The sequence below is a fragment of the Dysgonomonas sp. HGC4 genome (genome assembly GCF_001261715.1).
Classification (GTDB): domain Bacteria; phylum Bacteroidota; class Bacteroidia; order Bacteroidales; family Dysgonomonadaceae; genus Dysgonomonas_A.
The window spans coordinates 32,940-59,419 of record NZ_CVRU01000081.1; the positions used below are offsets into that span (position 1 = coordinate 32,940).

Sequence of the window (26,480 nt, forward strand, 5' to 3'; positions counted from 1 at the left end):
ATTGAGACTGATTTATTTGAATTGAATAATTAATGGTGAAAACTATTTGACTCATCAGAGTCTGAATTATTTGTAACCGGATGTTTTTGGAAATAATCTATGCAGCGTTTCAAGTCTTCAATCATTAGTTGTGCCAAATCGTGACTAAATCCGTGACGGATCAAAACACGCTGTATAACCATATCCTCACAATTAGAAGGTAGTGAGTAAGATGCTATTTGCCATCCTCGGCTACGCATGCGGTCTGATAGATCATATAAAGTGAATCCGGGATTAATATCCTTCTTCAACATCCATGCAGCTCCGGGAAGTGCCGATTTTCCATCGTATAATAAATCGAATAAGCCTAGTTTTTCTACTTCTTCTGCAATGTAGATTCCATGATCCAGACAAGCTTGTTGGATGCGTGCATATCCTTGACGTCCATGACGTAATAGGTTGTAATATTGAGCTATAATTTGTCCACCGGGACGAGAGAAGTTCAAAGCAAAAGTTGGCATATTGCCACCTAAATAATTTACATTGAATACAAGTTCTTCGGGTAAATCTTCTTTCTCGCGCCATACTACCCAACCCACACCTAGTGGTGATAATCCAAATTTATGACCCGATGTATTAATAGATTTCACACGTGGTAATCTGAAATCCCATACAATATCTTCTTGAATGAATGGTGCTACAAATCCACCACTGGCAGCATCTACATGGATAGGAATATCAAGTCCTGTTTCTTTTTGTAATTGATCAAGCGCATCACTTATCGCTTTTACATTTTCGTATTCTAATGTGAATGTTACACCGAAAGTAGGAACAACACCTATTGTATTTTCATCTACTCTTTTCAATACCTCTTCGGGAGTCATCAATAAACGTCCGTGTTCCATAGGTATTTCACGAATCTCAACATCAAAATAGCGTGCAAATTTATGCCAGCATATTTGTACCGGACCTGTTATAATATTGGGTTTATCGGTAGGTTTACCCTCTTTTCTGCGTTTTTCTCTCCATTTCCATTTCAAAGCCAGACCGCCCAACATGGCAGCTTCGCTCGATCCGGTGGTTGAACATCCTATGGTATCTGCACTTTGAGGCGAATTCCATAAGTCAGCCAATATATGTACGCAACGGTTTTCAATTTCGGCTGTTTGAGGATACTCATCCTTATCAATCATATTCTTATCAATACATTTATCCATTAAATAATGTATCTGAGGATCGAGATCAGTTTGGCAAAATGTAGCTAAGTTTTGCTTTGCATTACCATCAAGTAATAATTCGTCGATCAAGAGGTCTTGAATAACTGTTGGATCATTGGGCTCCTCCGCAATTTTGAATTTAGGAATAGAATTTGTCGCTGCCGATTCGGCATAAGTGTCAAAAAAACTGTTGTTTTTGTCTGAATCAACTAAATGTAGTGGCATAATTTTCTGTTTTTATATAATTAATTAAATAGATATTTTCCTTTTAATATACTTCCTGTAGTCTTGTAAATGTTAATGAAATCACATGTGTGATTAATAATATTGAGCATTGTAATTGTCCATTTCATATAATAAGTTTTTTAATTATTTACATTGATTTTAGTTATATCTCAAACTACTTGATTGATGTGGTGAAATATATTCAGATACGATTTGTTGTAGATATCTTCGTTTATTTCCGATACAAAAGTATAGGCTTTCGTTTCTTGGATAACAATAATTTCAATTAGAAAGACATTAGAATCCAATTCATTAATTCTAATATTTTTCTAATTAAGTTTATTCTTTATATGCTAACTAGTCTGCCTATTTTTGCAACACGGATTTGAAGAAGTTCAATTTCAATAAATGAATTTTAGAATATTAAAATCGATAATCGAAGCAGAGAATTTTAAATATATAATCATCAAACAAATTAAAATTATGTGTACAAGAGTAGTTTATACAGGAACAAATGAAATGATAGTTACAGGTCGTACGATGGACTGGAAAACGGAACTATACAGCAATATCTGGATATTCCCAAGAGGAATGGAACGCAACGGAAAAACTGGTCAAAATTCATTAAAGTGGACATCTAAATACGGCAGTGTAGTAACCTCAGCCTTTGAGATAGCAAGTACAGACGGTATGAATGAAAAAGGATTAGTAGCTAATCTGCTTTGGTTACCCGAATCGGAATATCCGGTTAGAGATCAAAACAAACCGGGACTTACTATTGCTGCATGGGTACAATATATGTTGGATAATTTTGCAACAGTAAACGAAGCTGTTTCTTCCATTGAAGAAAGTACATTTCAGGTAGTATCGGATCAGATGCCTGATGGATCGAGAATGGCGACATTGCATCTATCCATTTCAGATGCTACAGGCGACAATGCTATTTTTGAATATGTGGATGGCAAACTAACTATTCACCACAGCACAGAGTATAAGGTAATGACAAACTCGCCTACTTATGACAAACAACTGGCATTGAATGATTATTGGAAATCGATTGGAGGATTAACATTCTTACCCGGAACCAATCGTCCTGCCGACCGTTTTGCCAGAGCTAGCTTTTATATTGATGTAATTCCTAAAACAGATAACCAAAAAGTAGCAATTGCCAGTGTATTCAGTGTAATTAGAAATGCTTCTGTTCCTCACGGCATATCAACTCCTGAAAATCCTGAAATATCTTCTACTCAATGGAGAACTGTATCAGATAGTAAGAATCTGATTTACTTTTTCGAATCGAGTGTAACTCCAAATACTTTTTGGGTAAGATTACAAGATATGAATCTATCAGAAGGTGCTCCTGTAATGAAATTATCTATTGCAAATGACGAAACATACAGTGGCAATACTGCTAAAGACTTTAAACCAGCAGAGCCTTTCAAATTTATAGGTGTAAACGCTTAAATGAACTTATAATTCTCTCAACCTCTCAAAAATTAATTGATTTAAAATAGACATCAAAAATTACAATCCCAATAATATGTTCAAACATTTAATAACCTCTAGTATAGTTTCTCTTCTTTGTTCGGCAACTCTTTTGGCGCAAGATACAAACGTTGAACTCAGTCTTGAGCAATCTATGCAATTGGCACATAATGGAAACAAAAGCCTCAAGATTGCGACCAAAGAAATTGAATGGGCTAAGAACGAGCATCAAAGAATAAATTCATTTTGGCTTCCAAGCATTAATGCAACGGGTGCATACATGCATATGTCGAATAAAATAGAAGTGAAACAACCATTGAGCGATTATACTAATCCTGCAAAAGATTATATACATTCTATCTATCCCGGCGAGCAGATTATCTCATCGGCATTAGATAAGTTAGGCAGTCAATCTCTTAATGTGCCACTTGTACCACAAAATTTTACAACAATTGATGCAAATCTAACATTGCCCTTATTCACTGGAGGTAAACGTATCTATGCAGGCAGAATAAGTAAACAGATGATCTCTGTAGCTAATGTAAATAAAGAACAAATAGATGCGGGAGTACAAATATTACTTGTTGAAAATTATTATGGTTTGCGTTTAGGTAACAGAATTGTTGATGTTAAAGAAAAAGCATACGAGTCTTTAAATACGCATTATCAGAATGCATTGAAACTTGAAGAAAACGGAATGATAAATAAAGCAGAGCGCTTGTTTGTCAAAGTAAACCTAGACGAGGCTAAACGAGAATTAGAGGCTGCACGAAAAGACTTGGATATTACTCAAAAATCGTTCAAAGTCTTAATCAAAATGGAAACGGAAGATACTATATCTCCAGTATCATCTCTCTTTATAAATGATTCTGTACCCTCTTTATCATATTTCAAAGGACTGATAAAAGATAATAATTATATGGTTAAGCAAATGAAGATACAGAAGGATATAGCTGGTAATCAATTAAAGATAGCAAATGCAGCATATGTACCAAACATTGCTTTACTCGGAAAACAAACTGTTTATGCAAATGGAATAGAGAGAAACCTATTACCAAGAACTTTTATTGGGGCTGGATTTACATGGAATATTTTTGATGGATTTAATAGAGAGAAGAAAATTAAACAAGCCAGAATCGCACAACAAATTCTGGATATAGAAAGCGAAAAGATAATAGATGACAATGAACTAGGAATAGATAAACTTTATAATCAGATGCAAAATGCACTGGATAATATTACAACTCTGACTACAACTATAGAGATGAGTAAAGAGTTGTTGAGAATACGTAAACTGGCATATCAGGAGGGAATGTCTACCTCAACCGAAGTAGTTGATGCAGAAGTATTGCTCTCGAAAGTTCAAATAGCCTCATTACTGGCATACTACGAGTATGATGTTGCATTGATAAACCTGCTTTCGGTTTGTGGTATTCCTCAATCATTTGATCAATACAGCAATAACGGAAAAACTGAACAGTATATTTTCAATCGTTAATTCTCAAATTTTATCAAAAAAAGAAAACAAAAATAATTATGGACAAGACAAAAAAATATTTGATTATAGCTTTCATCTCAATCTTAGCGGTTGTCACAATCATCTCTGTATTAGGAATGTTTATGTTGAAAGAAAAGCCTGTTATCTTACAAGGGCAGGTAGAGGCTACTGAAATACGTATCTCAGGAAAATTACCTGGACGAATCGATTCCTTTTACGTAAAAGAAGGTCAAACGGTTATGAAAGGAGACACCTTAGTTACCATTAACTGTCCCGAAGGCTTTGCTAAATTATCGCAGGCAAATGCAATGGAAAGTATAGCTGCAGCTCAAAACAACAAAATAGACGAAGGTAATCGTAAACAAATCATTGAATCGTTTCTTCAACTTTGGAATAAGTCTAAATCTGATTTGGAATTAGCAACAACTACTCACGAAAGAATATCTACACTTTATAAGGAGGGAGTCCTTACATCTCAACGAAAAGATGAAAGCGAAGCAGTTTATAAAGCAACTGTAGCAGCAGAGCGTGCTGCATATCAACAATATCAAATGGCACTCGATGGTGCACGTAGTCAGGACAGAGCAAGTGCACGATCTTTAGTAGATGTTGCAAAAGGAACTGTTAATGAAGTTAGTGCCACTCTAAAAGATGCCGTATTATTAGCTCCCGAAAATGGTCAGATTTCAACCATTTATCCAAAAACGGGAGAACTTATCGGTCAAGGAATGCCTATAATGAGCCTTGTGGTATTAGAAGATGCTCATGTGGTAATAAATGTGAGGGAAGATCTATTACATAATTTCAAGATGGGTGATAAGTTTAAAGGAGATGTTCCTGCTTTAAATAAAAAGGGAATCACTTTCGTAGTAAACTACATCAGTCCACTAGGTAGTTATGCAACTTGGAAATCGACAAAAGAATCGGGCAGTTATGATATGACAACTTTTGAACTGCATGCATTACCCGAATCTCCACTCGAAGGATTACGTCCAGGTATGTCTGTTTTGATAAATCTTGACAATAAAAAATAAATAAAAGCCTGGATATGATTTCTAAAAACAATAGTCCTTTTTACTTAGTATTGAAACGAGAATTAATACGAATGACTTCTCGCAAACTATATTTAGGTATTTGTATTGTATTACCCTTGTTCTGTATCTTCTTTATGGCTACCATTTTTGGTACAGGACAGATGGAAAATATTCCGATTGGTATTATTGATTTAGACCAAACTTCAACTTCTCGAAATATCTCTCGAACAGTATCAACTGTACCTACTTTTAAAGTTACCAAACATTACACAGATATAGAATCAGCACGAAAAGCAACACAACAAACAAAAATATATGGGTATTTAGTTATACCTAACAACTTTGAAGCTGATGTGATGGCAGGTAGACAAGCAACTCTTTCGTATTATTATCACTATGCTTTATTAAGTGTGGGAACTGAGATTTATGGAGCTTTTGAATCTCTTTTAGAGCCTCTGTCTATGACGCCAATTGTTACAGAAGCTATGGCATTAGGAATAAGCGAAAATCAAATAACAAACGTTCTTGTTCCTGTCAATACTCAGACTCATCCATTATATAATTCGGGGTTAGATTATTCGATCTATTTGACAAACCCTTTCTTCTTTATCCTCTTTCAAGTAATCATTCTATTGGTTACAGTATATATTGTAGGTAGTGAAATTAAATTCCGAACCGCAACACAATGGTTAGAAACAGCAAACATGAATATGTTTACGGCTATCGTTGGCAAGCTTCTACCTTATACAGTCATATTCTGTATTATAGGCATTTTTGCTAATTACATTTTGTTTGGAGTAATGGATATACCCTTTTCATGCGGTTTCTTACCCTTGAATATAACTACAATTATTTTCATTATTGCAACTCAGGCATTTGGTGTATTTCTGTTCTCTTTATTTCCAGCCATTGGAATCGTTATAAGTGTAGTGTCAATGGTGGGATCATTAGGGGCAACTCTTTCAGGAATTACTTTTCCTGTACCTTTTATGTATTCGGCAGTTTATTATTGTTCGTTTCTATTTCCTGTCCGACACTTTGTTGAGATAAATCAAAACCTACTCTATGGGAATTATGGATTTGCTTATACTTGGCAAAATGTAAGTGCTCTATTTATATTTCCTCTAGTAGCACTATTGATGCTGCCACATTTAAAAAATGCCATTCTAAGTCATAAATATGAAGATATTGAATAATATGAAAAGTAATCTAAAAGACATAGCAGAACTAATTAGTCGTGAATTCAGGACTATTGCAACAAGTTACTCAATCTTACTTGTATTGATAGGTGGTATTTTCATTTATGGTCTCCTATACAACTACATGTATCAACCAAATGTAATAAGAAATGCACCTGTGGTTGTAGTTGACAAATCGAACAGTAGTTTGAGTAGAGAATACACTCGCTTGATAGATGCCGCTCCACAAGTAACAGTTTATAGTAACGAAGTAGACTTTATTGCAGCTAAAGAATTGATGAAGAGGAATGAGGTTGTAGGAATTGTATATATACCTAAAGATTTCGACACCAGAGTAAAACGAGGCGAAGAATCTATATTCATCACATATGGGGTTACCGAAGCATTCCTTTATTATTCAGCTTTACAAGAAGCCTCATCAGGTGCGATGTTGGAATTAGACGGAAGGCACCGTGCTGATATGGTTGTATTTTTACCAGCCAATGATGTTCAACAAATCGCACAATCGAGCCCTATTACCATAAGCGAGAATATTCTTTACAATCATACTGAAGGTTATGGAAACTATCTGATACCTGCCGTTTTAATGGTTATTATTTTTCAAACTTTATTTATGGTAATAGGCATGATTAGCGGGAAAGAGCGTGAGTCCCGTTCTATTCGTCTCTTTGCAGAAAAAGGAACAAGTCTGAGCCGTGTATCACGTATTATTATCAGTAAAACATTTGTTTACTGTATTCTATATGCAGTTTTTTGCTTATTCCTTTTGGGACTGCTTCCTGTAATATTCGATTTACCGAATCTTGGAAATGTTTATGAGATAGTTATGTTACTCACTCCTTATTTATTATCAATCAGCTTTTTAGGATTATCTGCATCTATATTTTTCACAGATTCAGAAACTCCTATATTGATGATTGCCTTCTTTTCGGTTGGTTTAGTTTTTCTATCAGGTATTTCCTATCCTCTGGAATTAATGCCATGGTACTGGCAAGCCGCTCATTATGTTATACCTGCTGCTCCCGGTACACTAGCCTTTGTGAAATTAAATTGCATGGGCGCATCTCTAGCCGATATACAAACAGAATATATCACTCTATGGATACAATGTGGTGTGTATTTTATTCTAGCATGTTTAACATACCAATATAATATAAAGAAAGCAATAAGGTCTACAGATTTGATAAAAAACGCAAATCATGATTATAATAATTGAATGGTTTCTTTTACCGACTTGCTTGATGCATAAACTCTTTTACAGCAGAGCAGAGACAAATATGTAGATTCATACTCTTCATATCAAAAGAAACGACTTGAATACTTACAAGTAACTGGTCGCTAAATGTTTCCAAACTGAAAAGCGGCTGACAAATTTGCCAGCCGCTTTTTTTAGTTTTCTACAATACCATCCTGATAATGATTTTTATATTACCTTCATGATGGAAGCATACTCTCGAATTCTTATAGTGCGGCAATTTCGAAACGTTCTTTCAATTTAATATCTTGAGAAGATGCACCAATTCTTACCTCGAAGAATCCGGGTTCCACTACAAATTCGTTGTGTTTATTCCATAAACCCAAATCCTGAGGAGTAAGAGTAAATTTCACCTCTTGGGTTTCTCCCGGCTTTAAGCTGATACGCTCAAACCCTCTTAATACTTGTGTGTATGTAGTAACACTACTTACCTCATCATTCAGATAAAGTTGCACCACTTCGTCACCCTTAACTTTTCCTGTATTCGTAACTTTCACAGAAACTTCCACATTCGACAGAAGTCCCGTTTTAGTGGGTGATACTCTTAAATCAGAATATTCAAAAGTAGTATAACTAAGCCCATAACCAAATGGATACAATGCACCTGATACACGTACGGGACCATTTGTGTCAGAACCGGGCTTGAATGGGAATGCAAATGGTATTTGCCCCACAGACTTAGGATAAGTAACTGCTAATTTTCCTCCAGGATTATAATCTCCAAAAAGAACCTCAGCCAAAGCTGTCCCTGTAAATTCTCCGGGAAAAGAAGCTTGTATTATACCGGGAATATATTTGTTTGCCCAATTGATTGATACGGCACGACCATCAATCAATAATAATATAACAGGTTTTCCTGTAGCATAAACAGCTTTAAGTAAAGCTTCCTGATGTCCTGCTAAATCGAGATTTGAACGAGAATAATATTCTCTGACTGTTTTTTCCGATCCTCCCAAAACTACAATTGCAACATCCGATTCTTGTGCTGCTTTTACAGCCTTGTCTATCATTTCTTGATCTTCCTGAGATATAGGTTCTTTAATGATTTCGCTTTCGGGGAAATTCTTGTCAATTATATCACATCCTTTTTCATAAACTACCTCTGTATTTGGAAGCAAAGCCTCCAATCCTTCTTTTACTGTTATTATAGTAGGATTAGCTGGTCCATAGCGACAGATAAAATCTTTACGTTCGTCAGCATTAGGTCCTATCAGAGCTATCTTTTTTGTGTTTTTGCTTAAAGGCAGTATGTTGTTCTCATTTTTCAGAAGGACGACCGATTGTCGGGCAGCTTCAAGAGAAACTTGTTTGTGTTCGGCAGAAGCTACAATTTTGTCTGCTACTTTTTTATCTCCTGTATAGGGATTGTCAAATAATCCCAGCATAAATTTAACCCGAAGTATATCTCTTACTCTGGAATCTATGGTTTGTTCAGACACTTTTCCTTGCTTAACTGCTTCTCGTAGGGGTAATATAAAATCTTCGGGAGGAGTAAAGTTCGTACGTATATTCAATCCTGCATTTACAACTTCTGCGGCTGCATCCACTGCATCTTTAGATACTTTATGTTTGCTGTAAAGGTATTCCACAGCCTCGCTATCCGAAACTACATATCCTTTGAATCCCCATTCCTGACGAAGTATCTCAGTCAAGAAATGATAGTTTCCTGTAATGGGTATTCCATCATAATCGTTGTATGAACTCATAACACCTAATGCTCCTGCTTCCTGAAATGCAACTCTGAAAGGTTCAAGAAACAAAGTTCTCATTTCACGCGGAGCTACATGTGGGTCGGTTCGGGTTTCTTCATCGCGTCCACCTACGGGTATACTATAAACAGCAAAATGTTTGGGTGTAGCTACCAATCCGTGACTTTGAAGTCCGGTTATCATTCTCTTTCCTAATTGACTCACCAGATATGGATCTTCTCCGTAACATTCCACAACTCTTCCCCAACGAGGATCCTGAGCTATATCCAAGATGGGCGAATATATATTTGTATAGCCTAAGGCTTTTGCTTCTACGGCTGTTACTTCAGCTATTTTGCTTATAAGATCCTTATTCCATGTTGCTCCTTGCCCGCTCTGTGCGGGGAAAAGCGTCGCCTGATAATGGCATAGCCCACGAATACCTTCATTGGTAAAATCTACGGGAATACCCAGACGAGTATCTTCTACAAACCAACGCTGAACAGTATTTATGGCATCTACATGTGTTGAGAACGGAAACGCGTATTGCGCTTTAAAGCTACCTAAACCATTGTGCTGTTCGTCGATGTTCCCTATTCCATCTTTCCATATCTCAGATTTCCATTCAGGCGTAGGCAAAGCATCTTTTAATACTCTGCCCGATCCGTAAAGGGTTGCCATCTGAGCTGTTTTTTCGTCCATCGACATTTGCCTTAAAAGATCTTCGGTTCTCTCGCTAATCGAGGCATTTGGATTCTCATATACATCCATTTTACCATTTTTGTTGAAATCAATCCACCCCTTTTTGTAAAGAGTGTTTGATTGACCACACACTAAACCTGATGAAATAAGAGCTGTTAACAGTAGTTTTACTTTCAAATTATTTACCATTGTATATTATATTCAAGTAAATAAGTAAGGCACAAGCTATTGTTTCCTAGATATTCAACTCACTGTGCCCTACTCTATTTAGTTATTCATTTTTCACTTTACATCCCACCATACTCTTTTATTAGTATAGTTCTGATCGACTACGGTTTGGAAATTTTCCGAATTCATCGAAGCCTCATTTGCCGGATATAAGAATCGTACCGGAGCATTCCCTTTATTCAATAAAGTTCCGCTTTCTATATCATCAATAAGGATAGGCAAGTCTGTACGACGATATTCTGCCCAACATTCAAAAGGTTCCAAGATACCAAAATTTATCCATTTTTGAGTGGCTATTTGCTCTAATGCTTTATTCGTATTGAACTTAAAGGACGAACCGGTTAACCATGTTTTCAGAGTAACGTCCGAAACATTGGTAGCAGCTATACCTGCATCTTTCAGATTTGTAGCAGTACTGTTTTTATAATAGTTATAATATTCTTGTACTGATAAAATAACTCCTGTATTATATAACTCCTCAGTACTACTTCCCCATGAAATCAGATTCCGATATTTAGCTTCAGCCAATAATAGATATACATCTGCAGCTGTTATACCAACACCATATGGTAAGTTATAATTGTTTCTGAAAGTAACAGTATTTACAACTCCATAAGTTTGTCTTCTTTCAACAGCCGTAGTTGTATTCATTATATCTAAAGCACCGCTGGCTGAAGAAGGATAAGCTATGATTTCTTTCGTTTTATCATAAATAATACCCAATTCATTACTAGCGGGTTGAAAAAGGACTACAAGTCTCGGATCTTTAGCTTCCTTCAATAATCCGGTCATCAGTTCGGGTGCAAAAGCATAACCGTTATCTTTATCCTGACTTTCAACAAGAGCTCTCCAAATACCTGTATTAGTCGTATTTTTAGAATATGTATAAGCGTTATCACTATTCAACAGGATAAGATCATTCATAGATAAACTTCTCAAAACCTCTTGTGTTTTTTCCGAATCTACTTCCGAAATCCGCATAGCATAACGAAGACGCAATGAGTTTGCAAATTTATACCATTTCTGTAAATCTCCTCCGTACATTATATCCTGTGTTTTGAAGGATATATGCAATACATTATTAGCATCTAATGATGCTGTTTTCAGATAATTGGCAGCAGACTCTAAATCGGCTAGTATTGCATAATATATATCTTTCTGCGAATCATACTTTGGCGTTAAGTTTACAAGCTGCCCGTATACAGCATTTCTTGCACCCCATGCTTCGGAATAAGGCATGGCTCCAAAATAATCAGTTGCAAGGGCTGTGTTATAAGCTTTCAGTATTTTGGCAGTTTCCATAAACGGTGTATAGCTTAGCTTCTCGGAATCCGATAATCTATAATTATATATCTTATCCATTTCTACCAACTCCTGCATTCTCTTTACATAATAATTTTCCCAACGTCCGTTATCCGATTGTATGGTATATACATTTACCCGACTGCTTCCTGCCTCTCTCGATAGAGTCTGAGTGTAAGTGCCAAATAAACGAAATACATAATTCCAATAATCTCCGTAATCATTCTCAATAGTTCTAACAAGACCTCTCGAATACAGGTATTCAATTTTAGCATCTGTAAATCCATCAGGATCATAGTGCCTACTATCTAGTTCCGATTCACAAGACGAAAACATCACAGAACATAGAATCGTTGTATATAATAATATTCGTTTCATATTTTTTCTTCTTTATAAGTGCATCTTTCTTTTTAGAATCTTGTTTTTATAGAGAACCCGAAACTTCTCATAGATGGATAAGCCGTATATTCTACAAACTGATTAGTACCAGAGGTTCCCAAAGTAGCTTCCGGATCTATATTGGGCACTCTCTTATATATATAAAATAAATTACTTCCTATAAGAGACAAACTCAACCCCTGAAGGCGAGCCTTTGAATAAATCTTGGCTGGAACCTGATATGAGATTGACAATTCACGGAATTTTATATATGTATTGTCATACAGATTATCTTCTGATCCGGCAATATTATAACGAGAGTTATAGTAGCTTTCGGCTGATACAATTATATCATTAGCTGTACCATCAGCTTTTACACCTTCTGCTATTATACCATCATGATAAACACGTCCATCGAAAGAAGTACCCGGCGCGTTTGCCGAATGACTATCTAATGCAATCTTTTGTTTTGAGTTATTGATATAATATGCCAATCCTCCATATTCTTCATCTCGTCCGAATAAAGAGCCTGTTCCGGCTCCACTCGATTTAAGATAGTTATTCGTAAATGATAGTATTTTACCTCCAAATTGTGCATCAAGATTGGCTACTAATAAGAAGTCTTTATAACGAATGCTAGTATTAAATCCTCCGGTGAATTTAGGCATGGCCTCCCCTGCATAGGTGTAATCACTTTCTTGAACGTATGCACCATTAGCATTAACTATTTTATTGCCAAGGTCATCTCTTTTCCATTTTTTTATCATTACAGTATATGCTGCATTTCCTGGTTGTGCAATAAAGTTAGCCGCACTCCATGGACTTCCGATATTATATACATCGAGCCCCGGAACAAACGATTTTAATTTATTCTTAGTATAACTGAAATTAATTGTCGCATCCCAGCTAAAATCTTTTGTTTGTATAGGAGTACCTTTTAGTTGTATTTCTACACCTTCATTAGAAATCGTTCCTGCATTTGTTTTCATTTTTCTAGCTCCGGCTGATACAGGTATATCTATCGATAGAATCTGATTCCGTGTTTCGTTATTGAAGTAAGCAATATCAATACCGATTCTATTATCTAGCGCTCTTAAGTCTAAACCAAATTCCCAAGCATATGTTTTTTCGGGTTTGATTGATACGGGAGGTACTTCAGAGCCAAATGTATTAGTTATAAGACGATCATCGTAAGTTTCGAGATTATACACACTATTTGCAAAATATATACTTGGTGTAGAGTTACCTACAATAGCATATGAGGCTCTTAATTTTCCGAATGTAAGCCATGCCGGCATTTTCAAAGCATCGGAGAAAACAAATCCCAGTCCGACTGATGGATAGAAATAACTTCTAGCGCCCTTTGGTAATCGTGAAGTCCAGTCATTCCGCCCTGTAACATCTAGATACAAATAGCGTTTATATGCTAACTGCCCCGAACCATACGCACCACTTAAGTATTCGCTTCTATTATATCCAAATCCTGAGTATGTACTCGAATTGGGTGATAATTTATTATTTCTACTTGAAAACATTCCATTTATTTTCAACCCATTAGACTCCCATTTATTCTGACTTTCGTCTATATATTCGGCTGATGCACCACCAGTCAAAGACAAGTCGAAATCGTCATTTAAGGTTTTATTAAAGGTTAAAAGAGCTTCAAAAAATTTCTTCGTATAATCTTCATTCGTCTTACGATAAAGACCTTCTAAAGTATTCATATCAGCTGGATCAGAATATTTCTTAAACATTTCTTTGTCTTCTTTCAAATCTCTTATCCTGTCGGTACCTACTGTAAGCCTCAAATTGAGAGGGTCTATTATCTTTATATTGGCTGCAATTGTTCCTACTATACGATCTCTGCTCGTTACATATCGGTTTTCGTTTTGTTGCCATAGTAAATAATTGAGAATGTTGTCTTTGTTTGACGATGCAATATTATTAATCTCATTTGTGAGGTAATATCCATTAGCATTTTTATAATGATCCTTGTAAAGTTGAGCTATCTCACTTCTGGGTATAGGAAAATTAGAAATCCTATCGATACGTGTTGGTGCATTTGTTGTTTTTATACGACTATAAGAAACATTTGCATCCAGAGATATTCTTTCTGACAGCTTAGCAGTACCTGCAATATTGAAATTATGTCTTTCTTGTTTCATATTCTCTAAGAAACCTTCATAATTCATATTGGCATAAGATACCCTAAGTGTTGTATTCTCTGAAGCGCTCGAAACAGATATATTATTATTATTTGTATACCCATTCTGAAACAGATCCTTATAATTATCAGGCTGAGGCGAGAAAGGACGCACTTGTCCATCCCACCAAAGTACGGGAGTACCATCCATACGAGGTCCAAAACTACGGTATGTGCTATACTCCGGTTTGGGTTGACCGGTGGCAGCATCTATATCAAAGTAACCTTTCGTACCTTGTCCGAATACGTTTTGATATTTTGGTAAATAAGATAATCTATCAGTTGTATATGACATTCCAACTTCAACACCCAGACCTTTTTTCCCGGCTTTACCTTTCTTCATAGTAATCAAGATTACTCCATTAGAAGCTCGTGAGCCATAAAGTGCAGCAGCATTTGCTCCTTTTAATACCGACAACGACTCAATATCATCCGGATTAATGTCATTTAATGCTGATCCGGTTTGTGTCTGATTACGTTCGCGACCATCCCAATTCGAATCATTATCCGAAATAGGAACTCCATCTATAACAACCAATGGACGGTTATTTCCGGCAATAGAGTTTAATCCTCTAATCTGGATTTTGGTACCACCTGTAGGACCTGCCGCAGTAGAAACAATACGCATACCTGCTACCTTTCCATATAGCGAGCTACCTAGATTAAGAGTTGGTACAGTACGCATTTCTTCTGATTTCAATTCACTCATTGCATAACTCAAAGCTCTTTTCTCTTTCTTTATACCCATAGCTGTCACCACCACTTCGCTCAAAGTTTGAGAATCTTCTTTTAAGTTAATATTCAACACTGATTGTCCTGTGTATTTTACTTCCTGTGTCACATATCCGATATAACGGATAATTAATGTAGCTCCATCGGGTACTTCCAATGAAAATTTACCATCCATATCAGTAACTGTACCAGTTGTAGCACCTTTTACGGAAACGCTTGCTCCAATAATAGGGCCTTGATCGTCCTGCACAATTCCTGTCAACTTTTTTTGTTGTTGAGTAATGCCTGTTGCATCTCTCGAGCCAGAATCTGATGCATACAGAAATCTATTTACTCCTGGTATTACGAAAAATAGAGCCAAACAGATCGGTTTTATTAATACTTTCATAGTCTGTCAATTTTAAGATTTGGTTAAATGATTAAATTTTAAGTAATAGATTTAAGGTTAATTGCGTTATGGAATTAAGCGTATTAGGTTAATATATATTTTCTAGTGTAAAACGAATTTTCACTAAAATTAAGAGGAGTTATTGTTAATGAATATACAAAACAATACGGAATAGAGCAGAATCGTTTTACGTACGATTTTGCCACTTTATGAACGAAATTATCACCGAAAAGAAGAAGAGTTTAATAAATAAGGATTCTACATCAACAAAGTATATCAATACTTTATTACATGCATATATTTAACATATGTTTTATTCAGTCTTTAGTTGTTACGGTAATTGACTGGTGTTATGCCATATATTTCTTTAAAGCATTTACTGAAATATCCCGGAGAAGCAAATCCCAGTTGGTAGGCAATTTCCGCAACTGTCATATCAGGGTTGTTCTTTAATAATAAAGCTGCCTTCTTCATCTTTATATTAATAATAAAGTCATTAGGAGTTAATCCGGTTATACCTTTTATTTTGTTGAACAGCTTAGTTCTTCCCATCTGCAATTCTTTAGCCCATTGACTAATATCAAAATTTTCATTAGTCAGATTATCTTCGATATACAGAATAGACTTATCTAGGATTTTCTGATCCTGAATATTTGTTGCCAATCCAACTGTTTCAAACGATTGTTCGTCGCGAAATTTGTATTGAAGGGCTTTACGGCTTCTAACCAAGTTGTTGCATTTAAGTAATAATATTTCGAGATCAAATGGCTTAGTTATATAATCGTCAGCCCCTTGTTTAAGTCCTTCAATGTTTTGCTCTAATGAAGCCAAAGCTGTTATTAGGATTATCGGAATATGAGAAGTTTCTATATGCGATTTTAATTGCTTACATATTTCCAAACCCGAAAACCGAGGTATCATAATATCTGTCAATATAATATCAGGCATATGTTCTCTGGCTTTACTCAATCCTTCCTCCCCATTAGTAGCTATAAGGACTTTGTATATAGGTGAAAATGCTTCAACCAATAAATGAAGAAGATCTCCATTATCTTCTATTATCAGAATAGTTGTTTTCGAGTTATCACCCAGGTTACCATCCACTATAAATTCATTATTATCTTCCATTTCAACCGATGGCAGTAACGGAATGTCATCTCGATTACTTTTCTTGGAATATTTTAATGATTCTTCAAAATGTGCTCCTCCTAGCTGTAATCTTACTGTAAAGGATGTGCCTATGGCAGGTTTACTATCCACCAATATTTCTCCATGATGCAGTTCAATTATATTCTTACAAAGGGCTAATCCTATTCCCATACCTTCCATACGTTTTATTTCGTGAACTTGCTCTACTTGATAAAACCTTTCGAATATTCTCTCTAAATCGCCACCACTTATTCCAATACCGTTGTCTTTAACAGTAATTTCAATATGTGTCTTAGTTTCAATAAGAATTAATGTTATAGTACCCGAATCGTCAGTAAATTTAAAAGCATTTGATAACAAATTATATATAACCTTTTGAAGCAGATAAGGATCGAACCATAATTCTATCCTTTCACAAGAATATTCAATCGAATAATTAATATTCCGCATTTGTGCGTAGTCTTTGAAAGAAGAGTAAATATCCTCTACAAAAGAACAAACGTCTCTATAAACAATTTGTATTGTCAAGACTCCTTCTTCGCTTTTCCGCAGATCTTTCAATTCATTTATTAAATCCTGCATATTTCGGGTATGCTTCTTAATCTTAGACAACCGCTTTCTTATTGCAGCCGTCATATTCTCCGAGATTAAAGCCATATCCAGATGACTCAATATTAAGGTTAGCGGAGTTCTGAATTCATGAGATATGTTGGTGAAAAAATTAGTTTTCATCTGATTCAGCTCTTCCATGCGTACTTTTTCTCTATGCTCCATCTTTAGTGTAGCCCTGAGCATCATATTTCTTTGGGCTGATCTTATTATATAAATTAATAATAATAAACTGAGGATTGTATAAATGATATATGCCCATACCGACGCATAAAATGGTGGTTTTATTACTAAATCGATTCGTAAAGACTGAGCCTTATCATTTATATCTCTCACAATCAAATGATATTTACCGGGAGGGAGCGATGTATAGCGGATTGTTTTATCTCTTGTTTTAGTCCATTGCTGATCGTAGCCCTCCAAAATATATTCGTATTTTGTATTATTCGGGTGTATATAATCCGAGGAAGCAAAAGTGATACTTATGTTGTTCTGCTCGTAGCTTAATGTTATACCTTTTGCATAAGCTATATTTTCCATTAAGATATTAGGATGGGTTATTGAGTTCACAATATCGTTATTAACTGACAGAGATGAAAAATGAAGTCGATAAGGTTTGCTCGATTCAGTCATAGTCAAAATATCTTTTTCCGAAACAGAAAGCATACCCGATATACCTCCAATAAATATCCTACCATCAGAAGGCGATACAAATAACCCACAACTTGAAGACATTATATTAAGAGGGAATATCTCCCCTATTTTCAAATGCACTGACTTATTCTCCTCCGGAGATAATAAAGTAATACCTTTATCTGATGTTATAATAATCCGTCCCGAATGCGTAAATGCTAGATTATAGCATATATCGGATAACAATATATCGTTCATCTCTTTCTTATAAGAAGTAATTTTTCGGGTTATTTTATCATAAACTAAGACCCCTACTCCATTTGTCAGAAAATAGACTTTCCCTTTTTCATCTGATTTAATTTTTATAATCGAATTCTTTTTGAGAATCATTTCTATATCATCAAAATGGGTTACCTGATGAGTTTTAGTATCTACACTTAATAAACCTTTCTCTGACGAAAACAGCCATAAGAGATTATCTTCATCTAAACACATCGTTTGAATAAAACCGAGCTTATTCGTAGAAAATACATCATCGCTACTAAAATCAGAAAATTCCTCAGTATTCCGATTTAATTTATAAATACCGCTTTGTGTAGATATTAAAAGATACTCTTTATAAGGTATTATCTGAGTAATGATTCTTTGCCCGATTGTTTTAAGAAAATCCTGACCTAACCTTTTTATATGGTGATTATTACTATCATATACTACAAGTCCTTCGGTAAAAGTTCCTACATATAATTTATTTTTTTGCAAGTCGTACCATAAAGATTTGAGAGTATTATGAGGCATCAAACTATTTTCGGTATCATATCTTTTGATACTTTGACTGCGTCGATTCAAAATATTAAGTCCACCATCCTCAGAGGCTATAAATAAGTTCCCTTCATTATCTTCTGTCATCTCTCCAATAATAAGTCCACTGAGCATTCCTTTATCTATCTTACTTGTACTATAATAAGTGTATAGTTCTATATCCGGATTGAAATAGCTCACTCCTCCATAATACGTACCCACCCACATAGTGCCTTGTTTGTCTTTGTATATAGAGTAGACCGAGTTATTTCTCAATGAATAAGGTTTAACTTCATTATGATTTAGAAGGTATGCCGATCGGTTAAGAGGCGAAAATACAATAACTCCATTGTATGTACCAATCCATATATTATTCTTATTATCCTCATTAATAGTACGGATATGATTTAATGGCAAAGTCTTATTTGTTGAATCCGACAGTTCAGTTCTTAAATCTATAACATCTCCTTCTGGTTTTATAACCCATACTCCATTATCTCTGGTTCCGACCCAGATATTATTGTTGGAATCTCTAAACAGACATGAAATACTATTACCCGAGAGTACTTTCTCTTGATTTTCTTTGGTTACCTTATATATGCCATCACTTGTTGCAACCCAATAATTTAAATCATCTGAAAATAGGAAACATTTTATTTCTGTGGGCAATTCTATCAACTTAAACGACTTATTATGCTCAGCATCATATACAAAGACTGTATTTCCCCAAGCATAGTACAAAATATCATTCAAGATATAAATGTAGTTGGCTTCAATATTCATATCCTTAAACTTATCAGCAAAATAATCGTAGCTGATAAGTTGGTTATTTACCAAAGCATACATTACTGTTTTGGAATCACCACAAATTTGCTTGATATTGGTATCTTGAATATTATCAATAAAATTAGATACTTGGAAAATTTTAGTGCCATTACCGTTATATCTGTTAAGGACATTGTTTCCAAACCACATATTTCCGAGTCTGTCTTGCCATATAGAAATGGCTGATGGTTGTGACAATCCATCCATTATAGATAAGTGCTTAAAATAAACATCTCCTCCATAAGAACTTTGTCTTGTGATTATTGAGATTAATAATATGAAGACAATCTTAATCAGTGTTTTCATTCTATTTATTAGTATTAAATACTCAAAAGACTTATCGTTTTTATCCGTTTCATCTTCTCTTATTGTTAAGGTTATAGGGTTGCCACACCCTTGCTGAATTTCATTTTACACATACACATGCTATTATACAGTTATTATCTCAATAACCATCTTTTGTGAAAATTATATTTTATCGTCGTTATGATATTATCCGCTGGATAATAATCTTTTTCACACTTCAATTTCCAAAGAAAACGCTAGTCAGCCAGAATATTTTTTCTTAAATATATTAAGAAAAATGGAATCTTGAAAATACCACATAATCTATAAGCCTTCACCAAACTATATTATGTAGCAATAAATAATTAATTACTGAAGCTAAGAATACCAATAATCCTATTCCTAAAGAAGAAATAGAATAATTCTATCATTCATTACTCTATGAAATGCCTCAAAATTTATAAATTTGAATTGGGATTACCTATCGAGAAGCACTTCTATAGCTTGTTCGACATATAAAATCACTACAAATAGTGAAATAAACAAAGATACAATCGCAAAAATGATTATATCTTTACATAAACAATTACGTTGGCAATCTAGCAGAATACAATAGAAATTAAAATTACATAGAATTAATGAGTTCAAATCAAGAAAGCGCTTCTCGATGGCTGAATAAAAAGTTAGCTAAAGCAAAAGGTGCATATATCTCAGCTTCGGTCTTTACTATTTTAAGCGCGGGGTGTTTTGTTGTTTTTTGCTGGTACTTATCTGAATTCGCTGCCTCGTGGCTGAACAACAGATTGATTTTGCCTAATGCATTACTGTATGCAGCGGTATTTCTTACGGGCAGATACATTCTTGCCCATTTTGCGTCACTATTCAACTACAAAGCAGGAAATATCATTGTTTCTAAAATTAAAAAGAAACTTTATCCAATATTGCTTAACAATAGCAAATTAGACTCTGTATCGAGTACTCTCTTCGTTACTCGAGTAAGCGATGACCTAAAACCCTATTTCGCTTTTTTCATACCATATTCCATGGCTTCGTTTTTAGTTAGCGGATTGTTATTGGTAGTAAGTTTTTGGATTGAGAAGTGGGTTGGAATGTTACTATTATTTTCGTTATTGGTTATTCCTTTTCAAATGATTGTCATTGGCATAGGCGCCGAAGCGCTTCACAAAAAGCATATCAACCTTTTCGTGAAATACTCGGCAGTTTTCTACAATCGCCTCCAAACTATCGCAGAAATAGTCAATCTTGACAATTTTAAACCACAATACCATTTTTTGTCAGAAAAGAGTAAGGCACTAAACAAAGCAACTACCAACGTGATGCAAGTTGCTATTCTGTCTTCGGCAGTACTCGAACTTTTTGTTACAATTTGCATTGCAGCCATTGCTATTTATTTAGGAATGAGCTTACTTGGAATTATGACAGGTCCCAATTACGGGAAAAGCTACGATTTTCGTACAGCACTCTTTTTACTTACTATTTCTCCGTACTTTTTCTTTTATTTACGGAAGTTTGTGAGTGCCTATCATGATCGAAACAGAGCCTTGGCATCTGCCAAATTAATAATGCCAATACTGAACGAAGAAAATATTGATACATCTCTGATCGATACAAACGAAGTGCTTAGTTCTATTGAGATCAATAGCTTGAACTTTGCCTATCCCGATTCGCCCGTAAAAGTTTTACACAATATCAATCTGCAATTGCCTACAAAAGGATTGGTGCTGGTGAAAGGCATTTCGGGTTCAGGAAAATCGACCTTGCTGAAAATCATTACCGGAAGCTTGTTTCCACAAGACGGTAAAGTTTCGATAAACGGAAAAGACACTGCGTGGTCACACCAATGGCTGAAAGCAAACTCATCATATATGAATCAGTTCCCTTTCATCTTCGATGGAACATTGCAATACAATGTTTTCCTCGAGAAAGAGGCAGATAAACACGATCAATACCCTGAATTTCTGGATAAAATACTTGCCAAAAAGGAACAAGGCTGGATGGCTGAGTTGAGCCACAACGGTAAGCAACTTTCAGGTGGCGAAAAACAATTAGTTACACTTGCACGCATGATGTTGCATCCGAGACCGATAGCAATTTTAGACGAGCCTACGGCTAATCTAGATGCTGGAACCGTCGAGATTATTCTCCCACAAATTATGAAATTGGCTGAAAACAGATTAGTTATTATTGCCTCACATGAGAAAATGTTTGATACCGTTGCAGATACAATCGTAAATTTAAACTGGGGGGAACAAATGAATCATGAATAAATTTATAATAAAACATATAGTAAAGCCTTTAACAGGTAAATGGCTGAGAGGCTTTTTTCTATTGCTACTTTGGACAGTAGCATTCATTGCTCTTCCTGCTATTTCGGGATGGTTTTTGGCAATGTGTAGCATAGTATTCGTTACAGCAAGCATTACATTTTCGTATTTAATTCCATCCGCAATTATCCGTTTGCTGGCACTATTACGTACTGTAACCAGATATTTCGAGCGATTGGAAAACCACAAAACAACCCTCAAAGCTCAGCAAGGTTTACAATTGAAAATATTTCAATCGGTAGCCACGTTTCCTTATTTCAAAAAGCAAGCCAACAACAACTCATCTTTGCTCGAAAATAGCACACATGGTATCGACCAAATATTGAATCACATTCTTTTGTGGCTTTTACCATTTAGTACACTGATAATTTCACTCACTATTTACTTTTTCTTCCTTTTGGTATTTTCGAAGGTTATAGCTCTAGAATTTTTGATTTCATCTGCTATCCTGCTATTTTTTATTCCCCAATTAATTTTCTTGAAAAATAGAAAACTCTACGAAGAACTGAAAACGCACCGCGAAGAGAATAATCAGGCGCTCATCCAAAGTTTCAGAGGTCGAATAGAAATATCAAAATACAATCTCGAAGAAAAAGCCATTATACAATACGAGCAAAAATTATTACAACTCGAGCAATTAGAAAATAAATTGCAAACCAATTCATTTTGGCTACAACTCATTGCCGGACTCGGATTTAGTTACATTGCCGCGTTTTTACTTTGGGACTCTGAAAATTACGGAATCAGTGCACCGATGGCAATTGGAATTTTCTTTGGTATCATGGCTCAAGCCGAATTGTCAGAAATGCTTTTTTCAGGAAAATCGGAAAAAAGTTCAGTTGCACATCAGATTAAAGATCTTGATACGATTATTAAGCTAGGCGAACAACCCATCGAGACAGTCCAAGTGCATTCTTCTTTAGAAAATTTGAGTATAAAGAATCTAAGTGCAAAAATCCCCGAAACATCAGTACGTACCAGCGAAGTATCTTTAGAAATAAAAAGAGGAGAATGGATCGCACTCTTCGGCGAAACAGGAAAAGGCAAAACCACACTGCTGAATAGTCTTTTTTATCCTGAATATCGAGGAAGTGGCTCATTGATTTGGAACCACAACACCAAATTATCTCATTTACCTATTCCTGAATGTATTTACGTTACTCAGAAAGCTTATCTACTTACCGGAACATTGCGTGAAAACTTCGAGGGTTATACTGACGAAGCCATTGAACAAGCTTTAGAAACGGTTGATTTGGCAAGCTGGCGTTTATCTCTTCCAGATGGGTTAGGAAGCTGGTTAGGTGAAAACGGAGAGACATTAAGCGGTGGACAGAGAAAAAAGCTCTTGCTAGCTCAAGCACTACTTAAAAAACCACAACTGTTAGTCGTGGATGAGCCCACAGCGGGTATCAGCTCCGAAAATGCGATTACTATTTTTCAAAATATCAAACATCAACATCCAGAAACTACAATTTTAATGGCTACTCACCTGACAGATTTTGAATCTGTAGTGGATAAAGTGGTGAGAATTTAAATATAAATTTCACATCGTAAAATTTATAAAATACTAGAATACATGCTTTTCATAACTAATTTGAATCTTGACACCTGTTATCAAATCTATCATATGTATTGGATTTAGTAAATAGAAATCGACAAATAATTTATTCTATGAATAGGTGCGTAAGTAATTTTCACACATTTACATTAACATCTTTTTTGATTCATAATTATTCCGTTTTTTATAAAACGCTTTATAAAACGCATAGATATATTTAAGCATCTGAATTGTAAAACAAACTTCATTGACAACGAAATTATATAGTCTTCATCTAAGACCATAGCTATATTTACATGTTTCATCAAAATTAATGAACATGCCCATAATCTTTACTTATTTGTGTAATATAAACAGAGAGCTCGCCGTCAAACTGCCCACTGCTATGTTAATATCTTGAACTTTGATGGTACTTTTGATAGTTCATCCTTATTTAGACCTCTAAATAAGAAGGCCAATATAAAATAAACTGCATGACTAAATTGGATTCATTCTCCGTTTTCTCTAATCTTAACCATAACCGGTATTGGTCCGTCTCTTCTTACTTGATCTTTTCTTTAAATAGAAAAGGCTTCTAAAAGTTGACTTCATAGTTATTCCATTTTCAATAATACATAATTCCTCTTTTAAATTAAGGATAATTTTATAAAGAGAAAGCACTCTAAAAAAATAATTATACCTTTGCTGGATGACTAAAACTCTACATAAAGCGGATTTGGTATATTAAACAATCTGTACTTCTAATGCAGATTGTCCCTTCGTTTACTCTCGGATAAACCTTTTCGAGAGGAATTTTTATATTATCATAATTTTAGTTTATACCTGTGTACAATGACGAAAGCATTGTTATGCTTTTGCATGTATGCTATATACAAATAATGAAATGAGTAACGAAAATAAATTAATTCACAAATTCGATTTTAATTTCATCTGCGATTTTTTTTCAACTACAAAACGACAAGGACCGGGAAGTCGCGAGGTAACCCTTAAAGCTTTGAGCTTTATAGATAATCTTACCGATAAATCCCTTATCGCCGACATCGGCTGTGGAACAGGTGGGCAGACAATGACGCTTGCCGAGCATGTTGAGGGAAAGATTACGGGACTAGACTTGTTCCCTAAATTTATAGATATATTCAACGAGAATGTCAAAGAACTGAATCTTCAGGATAGAGTAAAAGGTATTGTTGGTTCAATGGATAATCTACCTTTTCAGAATGAGGAGTTAGACCTGATCTGGTCAGAAGGAGCAGTTTATAATATCGGTTTCGAACGAGGGTTGAACGAGTGGTGTAAGTTTCTGAAAACAGGAGGATACATTGCCGTTTCTGACATCTCATGGTTTACCGACAAACGTCCGGCTGAAATTGAAAACTACTGTATGATGAATTTTCCGGAAATGGATACCATTCCATATAAAGTTGCCCAAATACAGAAGGCAGGGTATATTCCCGTTGCGACTTTTATTCTTCCGGAAAACTGCTGGACAGAACATTACTTTGCTCCATTAATTAGAGCACAAGAATTGTTTCATCATAAATATGCAGCAAGTAAAATTGCCAAAGAATTCGTAGCATTTCAACACTATGATGAAGAAATATACCACAAGTATAAAGAATTCTACGGTTATGTATTTTTCATCGCAAAAAAGATAGGACAATGATTCATTTACATACTTACGGTTGGAATAATAAATTAAACCAACTAAAACAAGATTCAGCACATAAAGCATTGTTTCATGGGCGAGTCACTATCGTACACCGCACTTGTTATGAAGTTATTTCAGAAAACGGAATGCTTCAATGCGAACTAACAGGAAATATGATGTTCGGAAAATCAGACTTTGAATTACCTTGTGTGGGTGATTGGGTTATTTTTCAACTATTCGATGAGAATAAAGGAGTTATAGTTGATATGCTGCCCCGAGAACGAATATTGTATCGCAAAAAAAGCGGAACAATTTCTGACAAACAAGCTATCGCTTCTTATGTTGATAAGGCTTTTATTGTACAAAGCCTTGACGATAATTTCAATGTTCGTAGAGCTGAGCGTTTCATGGTTCAGATATTAGAGGAGAAAATCAAACCTATCTTGATACTCAATAAAGCTGATTTAGGTTTTGAGAAACAGAAAATTGAAGAGCATATTAAACACATTGCTCATCAAATGCCTGTATTTTTCACAAGTATTCATCAACCTCAAACAATTCACCAATTGCGGGAATCTATATCGGAAGGTGAAACTGTGGTGTTTGTAGGTTCCTCGGGGGTAGGGAAAAGTTCTCTGGTAAATACCCTTTGCGAAAATTCAGTATTGCTCACGTCTGATATAAGCCTATCCACAGGAAAAGGGCGACATACTTCGACTCGCAGGGAAATGGTATTGATGGACGACTCAGGTGTTTTGATCGACACTCCGGGTATTCGGGAATTTGGATTGGCTATCGATGATCCCGATTCTCTTACCGAAATGTTAGAGATTTCTGACTATGAGGAATCGTGTCGCTTCAAGGATTGTGAACATATCAACGAACCCGGATGTGCCGTTTTAGAAGCAGTAAATAGTGGTATATTAGACCATAAAGTTTATGAGAGCTATCTGAAACTTCGGCGGGAGGCATGGCACTTTTCTACTTCGGAACATGAAAAACGTAAAAGGGATAAATCCTTTTCAAAACTCATAGAAGGAGTAAAAAAGCACAAAACGAATTTCTAATTTCTATTTAAACAATGCAGGTATCTTGAAATACCTGCATTGTTGTATAT

At 35.3% G+C, this 26,480-nt stretch carries 14 protein-coding genes; 9 read left to right on the forward strand and 5 right to left on the reverse strand.

The window, feature by feature from the left end:
- Window positions 1-29: 29 nt before the first annotated feature.
- Complete coding sequence (locus tag HGC4_RS07955) at window positions 30-1,421, reverse strand: glutamate decarboxylase (protein ID WP_050709597.1); 1,392 nt, start codon at window positions 1,419-1,421, stop codon at window positions 30-32.
- Between the two features lie 483 nt (window positions 1,422-1,904).
- Here HGC4_RS07955 and HGC4_RS07960 point away from each other — a divergent pair, with 483 nt between their 5' ends.
- The 5 genes from HGC4_RS07960 (at window position 1,905) to HGC4_RS07980 (ending at window position 7,853) form a co-directional block, all read left to right on the forward strand.
- Window positions 1,905-2,885 (forward strand): linear amide C-N hydrolase, encoded by a 981-nt coding sequence (locus HGC4_RS07960; RefSeq protein WP_050709615.1) that lies wholly within the window; start codon window positions 1,905-1,907, stop codon window positions 2,883-2,885.
- Between the two features lie 76 nt (window positions 2,886-2,961).
- Window positions 2,962-4,404, forward strand: a complete 1,443-nt coding sequence (locus tag HGC4_RS07965; protein WP_050709598.1) for a TolC family protein — start codon at window positions 2,962-2,964, stop codon at window positions 4,402-4,404.
- Window positions 4,405-4,442: 38 nt separating this feature from the next.
- Entirely contained in the window at window positions 4,443-5,438 is a 996-nt protein-coding gene (locus tag HGC4_RS07970; protein WP_050709599.1) for an HlyD family secretion protein, read from the forward strand.
- 14 nt (window positions 5,439-5,452) lie between these two features.
- Window positions 5,453-6,634: an ABC transporter permease gene (locus tag HGC4_RS07975; protein ID WP_050709600.1), complete on the forward strand. Its 1,182-nt coding sequence runs from the start codon at window positions 5,453-5,455 to the stop codon at window positions 6,632-6,634.
- On the forward strand, window positions 6,618-7,853 hold the full coding sequence (locus HGC4_RS07980) for an ABC transporter permease (RefSeq protein WP_050709601.1): 1,236 nt from the start codon (window positions 6,618-6,620) through the stop codon (window positions 7,851-7,853). Before HGC4_RS07975 ends, HGC4_RS07980 begins: the two co-directional genes overlap by 17 nt.
- A 245-nt stretch (window positions 7,854-8,098) precedes the next feature.
- Here HGC4_RS07980 and HGC4_RS07985 read toward each other — a convergent pair whose 3' ends face one another.
- The 4 genes from HGC4_RS07985 to HGC4_RS08000 form a co-directional block, all read right to left on the reverse strand.
- The gene (locus HGC4_RS07985; protein ID WP_050709602.1) at window positions 8,099-10,471 is read right to left on the reverse strand and encodes a glycoside hydrolase family 3 N-terminal domain-containing protein; all 2,373 of its coding nucleotides are present in this window, start codon (window positions 10,469-10,471) and stop codon (window positions 8,099-8,101) included.
- A 93-nt stretch (window positions 10,472-10,564) separates the two neighbouring features.
- Window positions 10,565-12,190 (reverse strand): SusD/RagB family nutrient-binding outer membrane lipoprotein, encoded by a 1,626-nt coding sequence (locus tag HGC4_RS07990; protein ID WP_050709603.1) that lies wholly within the window; start codon window positions 12,188-12,190, stop codon window positions 10,565-10,567.
- Between the two features lie 32 nt (window positions 12,191-12,222).
- The gene (locus HGC4_RS07995) at window positions 12,223-15,513 is read right to left on the reverse strand and encodes a SusC/RagA family TonB-linked outer membrane protein (RefSeq protein WP_050709604.1); all 3,291 of its coding nucleotides are present in this window, start codon (window positions 15,511-15,513) and stop codon (window positions 12,223-12,225) included.
- Window positions 15,514-15,837: 324 nt separating this feature from the next.
- Entirely contained in the window at window positions 15,838-19,833 is a 3,996-nt protein-coding gene (locus tag HGC4_RS08000; protein WP_050709605.1) for a hybrid sensor histidine kinase/response regulator transcription factor, read from the reverse strand.
- A gap of 617 nt (window positions 19,834-20,450) precedes the next feature.
- Here HGC4_RS08000 and HGC4_RS08005 point away from each other — a divergent pair.
- The 4 genes from HGC4_RS08005 to rsgA all read left to right on the forward strand — a co-directional run bounded on the left by HGC4_RS08005 (window position 20,451) and on the right by rsgA (window position 26,430).
- On the forward strand, window positions 20,451-22,100 hold the full coding sequence (locus tag HGC4_RS08005; protein ID WP_050709606.1) for an ATP-binding cassette domain-containing protein: 1,650 nt from the start codon (window positions 20,451-20,453) through the stop codon (window positions 22,098-22,100).
- Complete coding sequence (locus HGC4_RS08010) at window positions 22,093-23,691, forward strand: ATP-binding cassette domain-containing protein (protein WP_050709607.1); 1,599 nt, start codon at window positions 22,093-22,095, stop codon at window positions 23,689-23,691. Before HGC4_RS08005 ends, HGC4_RS08010 begins: the two co-directional genes overlap by 8 nt.
- A 907-nt stretch (window positions 23,692-24,598) precedes the next feature.
- Window positions 24,599-25,378, forward strand: coding sequence for a class I SAM-dependent methyltransferase (locus tag HGC4_RS08015; RefSeq protein ID WP_050709616.1), 780 nt, complete (start codon window positions 24,599-24,601; stop codon window positions 25,376-25,378).
- Window positions 25,375-26,430, forward strand: coding sequence for a ribosome small subunit-dependent GTPase A (gene rsgA / locus HGC4_RS08020; RefSeq protein WP_050709608.1), 1,056 nt, complete (start codon window positions 25,375-25,377; stop codon window positions 26,428-26,430). The genes HGC4_RS08015 and rsgA overlap by 4 nt, the downstream gene beginning before the upstream one ends.
- The last annotated feature ends 50 nt before the right edge of the window (window positions 26,431-26,480 follow it).

What these genes read in the sequence shown, in the direction of transcription:
- HGC4_RS07965 (WP_050709598.1), top strand. Translation starts at nt 2,962, where the DNA reads ATGTTCAAACATTTAATAACCTCTAGTATAGTTTCTCTTCTTTGTTCG.
- HGC4_RS07970 (WP_050709599.1), top strand. Translation starts at nt 4,443, where the DNA reads ATGGACAAGACAAAAAAATATTTGATTATAGCTTTCATCTCAATCTTA.
- HGC4_RS07980 (WP_050709601.1), top strand. Translation starts at nt 6,618, where the DNA reads ATGAAGATATTGAATAATATGAAAAGTAATCTAAAAGACATAGCAGAA.
- HGC4_RS07975 (WP_050709600.1), top strand. Translation starts at nt 5,453, where the DNA reads ATGATTTCTAAAAACAATAGTCCTTTTTACTTAGTATTGAAACGAGAA.
- HGC4_RS07960 (WP_050709615.1), top strand. Translation starts at nt 1,905, where the DNA reads ATGTGTACAAGAGTAGTTTATACAGGAACAAATGAAATGATAGTTACA.
- HGC4_RS07985 (WP_050709602.1), bottom strand. Translation starts at nt 10,471, where the DNA reads ATGGTAAATAATTTGAAAGTAAAACTACTGTTAACAGCTCTTATTTCA.
- HGC4_RS08000 (WP_050709605.1), bottom strand. Translation starts at nt 19,833, where the DNA reads ATGAAAACACTGATTAAGATTGTCTTCATATTATTAATCTCAATAATC.
- HGC4_RS07990 (WP_050709603.1), bottom strand. Translation starts at nt 12,190, where the DNA reads ATGAAACGAATATTATTATATACAACGATTCTATGTTCTGTGATGTTT.
- HGC4_RS08015 (WP_050709616.1), top strand. Translation starts at nt 24,599, where the DNA reads ATGAGTAACGAAAATAAATTAATTCACAAATTCGATTTTAATTTCATC.
- HGC4_RS07995 (WP_050709604.1), bottom strand. Translation starts at nt 15,513, where the DNA reads ATGAAAGTATTAATAAAACCGATCTGTTTGGCTCTATTTTTCGTAATA.
- HGC4_RS07955 (WP_050709597.1), bottom strand. Translation starts at nt 1,421, where the DNA reads ATGCCACTACATTTAGTTGATTCAGACAAAAACAACAGTTTTTTTGAC.
- HGC4_RS08010 (WP_050709607.1), top strand. Translation starts at nt 22,093, where the DNA reads ATGAATAAATTTATAATAAAACATATAGTAAAGCCTTTAACAGGTAAA.
- HGC4_RS08005 (WP_050709606.1), top strand. Translation starts at nt 20,451, where the DNA reads ATGAGTTCAAATCAAGAAAGCGCTTCTCGATGGCTGAATAAAAAGTTA.
- rsgA (WP_050709608.1), top strand. Translation starts at nt 25,375, where the DNA reads ATGATTCATTTACATACTTACGGTTGGAATAATAAATTAAACCAACTA.